This window comes from Metabacillus niabensis (assembly GCF_902829255.1).
In the GTDB taxonomy this organism is placed as follows: Bacteria; Bacillota; Bacilli; order Bacillales; family Bacillaceae; genus Metabacillus; species Metabacillus niabensis.
The window spans coordinates 1-4,969 of sequence record NZ_CADEPK010000317.1 but is presented as its reverse complement, the minus strand read 5'-3'; the positions used below and the strand labels follow the sequence as shown (position 1 = coordinate 4,969).

The following is a 4,969-nucleotide window of genomic DNA, read 5'->3' as shown; positions in this document are numbered from 1 at the left end:
CTGCCAAGATCTACAATATCTTCTTCGGCGGCAGCGTCAATGTGTATAAGAGACAGTCTCAGAACCTTGCTCAATGTTTTCATCTTTGTAAGAATACCAAGCCCCTGCTTTTTTGATAATATCCAAATCGCTTGCAATCTTAAAAAGCGCACAAGTCTGAGAAATTCACAATGCGTATCGTAGGCAGCGTCAGATGGGTTTAAGAGACCGGTTGTATAATATAAAGAAGTAAGAAATGACGTTCATTTCTTAGCAAAAAGGTTAATTAATTCCCTTTTTATGGATACGCATTCAAACTAGTAAGCAAATATTCATCATGAAATGATTTATTGCAATTATGAATGGTTCTTTCTTTTTTTTTTGAACATACTTGTAGTAGATAGTATACTGAGCACTTGTAGGAATGATTACCTTTTAAAATGAACCTGCTTATAGTAAAATAACAATAGCCAGAACGAACGATTCCTAAGGGGGAAAGATTATGTCCATTGAATTAAAAACGAAGTACGGGCAAATTGATATTTCAAACGAAGTCATTGCAACTGTTGCAGGTGGTGCTGCTATTGACTGCTATGGTATTGTTGGAATGGCGTCAAAGAATCAAATTAAAGACGGTCTAACTGAAATACTTGGAAGAGAAAACTTTAGCAGAGGCGTAATTGTTCGTCAGGAAGACGAATCTATTTTTATTGATATGTATATTATCGTCAGCTATGGTACAAAAATTTCTGAGGTCGCACATAACGTACAAACGAAAGTGAAATATACGTTAGATCAAACGGTCGGACTTGCAGTTGATTCCGTAAATATTTTTGTACAAGGTGTTCGAGTAGCGAACCCGTAGTAAGGAGGAAAAAACCTGTGTCTATTACAACATTAGATGGTACTCGTTTTGCAGAAATGATTTTGCAGGGTGCAAACCACCTCTCTAAAAATGCAAAATATGTTGATGCATTAAACGTTTTTCCAGTTCCAGATGGTGATACTGGAACGAATATGAATTTATCGATGACATCAGGAGCAAAAGAGGTAAGAAGCAATCCTTCAGCACATATTGGGAAGGTTGGTGTCGCTCTTTCCAAAGGTTTGCTGATGGGAGCGCGTGGAAATTCCGGTGTTATTTTGTCGCAATTATTTAGAGGCTTCTCGAAAGCAATTGAAACAAAATCTACAATTACTAGTGTAGAATTTGCTGCAGCACTTCAAGCAGGTGTTGATACTGCATATAAAGCAGTAATGAAACCTGTTGAAGGAACAATTCTTACTGTTGCAAAGGATGCTGCTAAAGCTGCTGTACTTGCTGCTGAAAACGAGCCATCGATTGATAAGCTTATGGAGATTACGTTAAAAGAAGCAGAAAAATCATTAAAAAGAACACCTGAACTTCTGCCTGTTTTAAAGGAAGTAGGAGTTGTTGATAGTGGTGGTCAAGGATTAGTATTTGTCTATGCAGGATTTTTAGCGGTCCTAAAAGGTGAGCAAGTTTCTAATGCAGTTGAATTGCCTTCAATGGATGAATTAGTGAATGCTGAACATCACAAAGGTGTGCAAGGCCATATTAATACAGAAGATATTGAATTTGGCTATTGTACAGAATTTATGGTTCGTTTTGAAGAGGGGAAAACTCCTTTTAATGAAGAAACGTTTAGAAATGATTTGAGTCAGTTCGGTGATTCATTACTTGTTATTGCTGATGATGAATTAGCTAAAGTACATATTCATGCAGAGTATCCTGGTGAAGTTTTATCATATGGACAAAAATATGGAAACCTCATAAATATGAAAATTGAAAATATGCGAAAACAACATACGGATATCGTTGGGGAAAAACAACAAACACTACCTAAAGAGCAGGAAACATCTGAAAAAAGCAAATATGGCATCGTGACGGTTACAATGGGTAAAGGAATTGCTGAATTATTTAAAAGCATCGGAGCAAATGTCGTCATTGAAGGTGGCCAGACGATGAATCCAAGTACAGAGGACATCGTTCAGGCAATACATGATGCAAATGCTGAGAATGTTATCATTCTCCCTAATAATTCAAACATTGTAATGGCTGCTAGACAGGCTGCATCCGTCGTGGAGGATGTTCACGTTATCGTTATTCCTTCAAAAACTGTCCCTCAAGGAATGGCATCCTTGCTTGCCTTTAATCCTACAGCAGAACCAGAAAACGTTGAGCATACTCTTAACGAAGCGCTTAAAAGCGTTAAGAGCGGGCAAATTACGTATGCTGTAAGGGATACAAATATTGATGGATTAGATATTTCAAAAGGTGATTTTATGGGGATTTTAGATGGTAAAATCATCATTACAGATCGAAATCAATTAGATGCATCAAAAAAATTGTTAACTGAAATTATTAAAGATGAAGAAATTTTAACGATTATTCAAGGTCAAGATGCTAGTGATGAAGAAGTAAATCAGCTAATTGCATTTGTTGAAGAACAGTTTGAGGATATTGAAGTAGAAGTTCATAAAGGGGAACAGCCTTTATATTCCTATATTTTTTCTGTTGAATAAGTTTACTAGAGACTCGGCTACTTGCCGAGTTTTTTTCTATAGGCGATGTAAAAGATGATTGTCGGTATTTAAGCACTTTGTTGATCGGACGAACGGGAGCCGTCTGCATAAAATATCGTGTCCATAGGTGATCACATAGACTCGCAAAGACGGGAACGCTCCCAGAACTGCACGTGGAAAGCGAATCTCTGCAGAGGATTGCATCAACAAAATGGAAGAGCCTTAAGGAAAAACGAAGCGTAAAATTTGTACAGAAATCGATAAAATCTGATAGACTAATATTAAGGAAATTAAATTACATTGAACGAAATGGTGGTAAGGGGGGAAGTTGTATCTACACAATCATCGTTTGTGTGATGCAACATAGTCGTAATGAACACACTTAGTCAACCAATTTCAAGTCTAAAAGGTGTTGGTGACGAGACAGAACAGCTTTTAAACGAAATCGGTATTTATACAATAGAAGATTTACTGGAATATTTCCCATATCGCTATGAGGATAACAATTTAAAAGATTTAGCGGATGTAAATCATGAGGAACGGGTAACAGTTGAAGGGAAGGTTCATAGTGAACCATTGCTCACTTTTTTCGGTAAGAAAAAATCGCGATTAACGTTTCGCTTGTTGGTAGGAAGATATTTGGTAACAGTTACTTGTTTCAATCGTCCATATTTTAAAAAGAAGCTGGCGATAAACGGAATTGTAACTGTTTCAGGTAAATGGGACAAGCATCGTCAAACAATTACAGCTCAGGAGCTTACATTTGGTCCTAAAAAAAGCGAGAATGGTATTGAACCTGTTTATTCTGTTAAAGGCAAATTAACTGTAAAAGGTATGAGGAAATTCGTCTCGATTGCTTTAAACAGTTATTTAAACGATGTGAAGGAGCTATTGCCTCAAGAGTTATTGCAAAAATATAAATTATTACCGAGAAAAGAAGCGATTAAAATCGTTCACCATCCTGAGGTACATGAACAGTTAAATCAAGCAAGAAGAAGATTTATTTATGAGGAATTTTTATTATTTCAATTAAAGATGCAAGCTTTAAGAAAAGTGCAGCGTGAAAATTCAAAAGGATTAAACCACATTTTTCCTCAAGAAAAATTAGATGTTTTTATCGAATCACTTCCGTTTTCCCTTACTCAAGCACAATTAAGGGTAATAAATGAGATTTTAGTTGATATGAAGTCATCCTATCGAATGAATCGATTACTTCAAGGAGATGTTGGATCAGGTAAAACAGTAATAGCTGCCATTGCCTTTTATGCAGCAATATTATCTGGATATCAAGGAGCACTAATGGTGCCAACGGAAATATTAGCTGAACAGCATGCGGAATCATTGGTGAAGCTATTTGAACGCTTTGAAGTAAATGTTGAACTTTTAACTAGTTCAGTAAAAGGAAAACGTCGACGTGAATTACTAGAAAAATTGAAGAATAATGAAATTCAATTACTAATAGGTACTCATGCTCTTATTCAAGATGAAATCGAGTTTCATAAATTAGGTTTAGTCATAACCGATGAACAGCATCGATTCGGAGTCGAACAGCGGAGAATGCTCCGTGAAAAGGGAGAGCATACTGATGTCTTGTTCATGACAGCTACGCCAATCCCGAGGACGCTAGCGATTACAGCATTTGGAGAAATGGATGTCTCAGTCATTGATGAGCTACCTGCAGGTCGAAAAACTATTGAAACCTATTGGGTAAAACCAACGATGCTTGAGCGGATTTTAACATTTATAGAAAAGGAAGTTGCGAAGGGGCGTCAAGCATATGTTATCTGTCCGTTAATTGAAGAGTCAGAAAAGCTTGATGTTCAAAATGCGATTGATGTTCATAGCATGCTGACACATTTTTATAAAGGTCGCTATCAAGTTGGCCTTATGCATGGTCGATTATCCTCTGAGGAAAAAGATGAGGTGATGCGAAGCTTTAGTCAAAATAAAGTAAACATCTTAGTATCTACAACCGTAGTCGAAGTAGGTGTTAATGTTCCGAATGCAACAATCATGGTTATATATGACGCTGAGAGATTTGGTTTATCACAGCTTCATCAGCTTCGAGGACGAGTCGGACGTGGCAGTGAGCAATCTTATTGTATTTTATTATCTGATCCTAAATCAGAGGCAGGTAAAGAAAGAATGAAAATAATGACGGAAACAAATGATGGGTTTGTTTTATCGGAAAGAGATTTAGAATTAAGAGGTCCAGGAGACTTTTTTGGAAAAAAACAAAGTGGAATGCCAATTTTTAAAGTAGCAGACATGGTTCATGATTACCGTGCTTTGGAGGTTGCAAGACAAGATGCGGTTCATTTAATCCAATCAAAATCTTTTTGGAAAGATAGTAAGTATGAGGAATTAAGAAAATATTTAAGTCAAAGTGGAGTTTTAGATGGAGAAAAATTAGATTGATTTTACTCTAACGCTGTTTTCGAAA

4 protein-coding genes are annotated in these 4,969 nt (G+C 36.5%); 3 read left to right on the top strand and 1 reads right to left on the bottom strand.

Translation table 11 applies throughout. The annotated features are described in order from the left end of the window. Positions 1 to 36: 36 nt before the first annotated feature. A complete protein-coding gene (locus tag HU235_RS25425) occupies positions 37 to 138 on the bottom strand; it encodes a hypothetical protein (RefSeq protein ID WP_325100944.1) in 102 nt (33 codons plus the stop codon). Positions 139 to 481: 343 nt separating this feature from the next. On the opposite strand from HU235_RS25425, the gene HU235_RS18270 reads away from it, so the two are divergent. The 3 genes from HU235_RS18270 (at position 482) to recG (ending at position 4,944) form a co-directional block, all read left to right on the top strand. Continuing rightward, the gene (locus HU235_RS18270; RefSeq protein ID WP_145580911.1) at positions 482 to 844 is read left to right on the top strand and encodes an Asp23/Gls24 family envelope stress response protein; all 363 of its coding nucleotides are present in this window, start codon (positions 482 to 484) and stop codon (positions 842 to 844) included. Positions 845 to 861: 17 nt separating this feature from the next. After that, on the top strand, positions 862 to 2,526 hold the full coding sequence (locus HU235_RS18265) for a DAK2 domain-containing protein (RefSeq protein WP_174881135.1): 1,665 nt from the start codon (positions 862 to 864) through the stop codon (positions 2,524 to 2,526). A gap of 372 nt (positions 2,527 to 2,898) precedes the next feature. Then, the gene (recG, locus tag HU235_RS18260; protein WP_145580913.1) at positions 2,899 to 4,944 is read left to right on the top strand and encodes an ATP-dependent DNA helicase RecG; all 2,046 of its coding nucleotides are present in this window, start codon (positions 2,899 to 2,901) and stop codon (positions 4,942 to 4,944) included. Positions 4,945 to 4,969 lie beyond the last annotated feature (25 nt).

Coding starts and splice junctions, on each gene's coding strand:
- HU235_RS18270 (WP_145580911.1), top strand. CDS start 482: ATGTCCATTGAATTAAAAACGAAGTACGGGCAAATTGATATTTCAAAC.
- recG (WP_145580913.1), top strand. CDS start 2,899: ATGAACACACTTAGTCAACCAATTTCAAGTCTAAAAGGTGTTGGTGAC.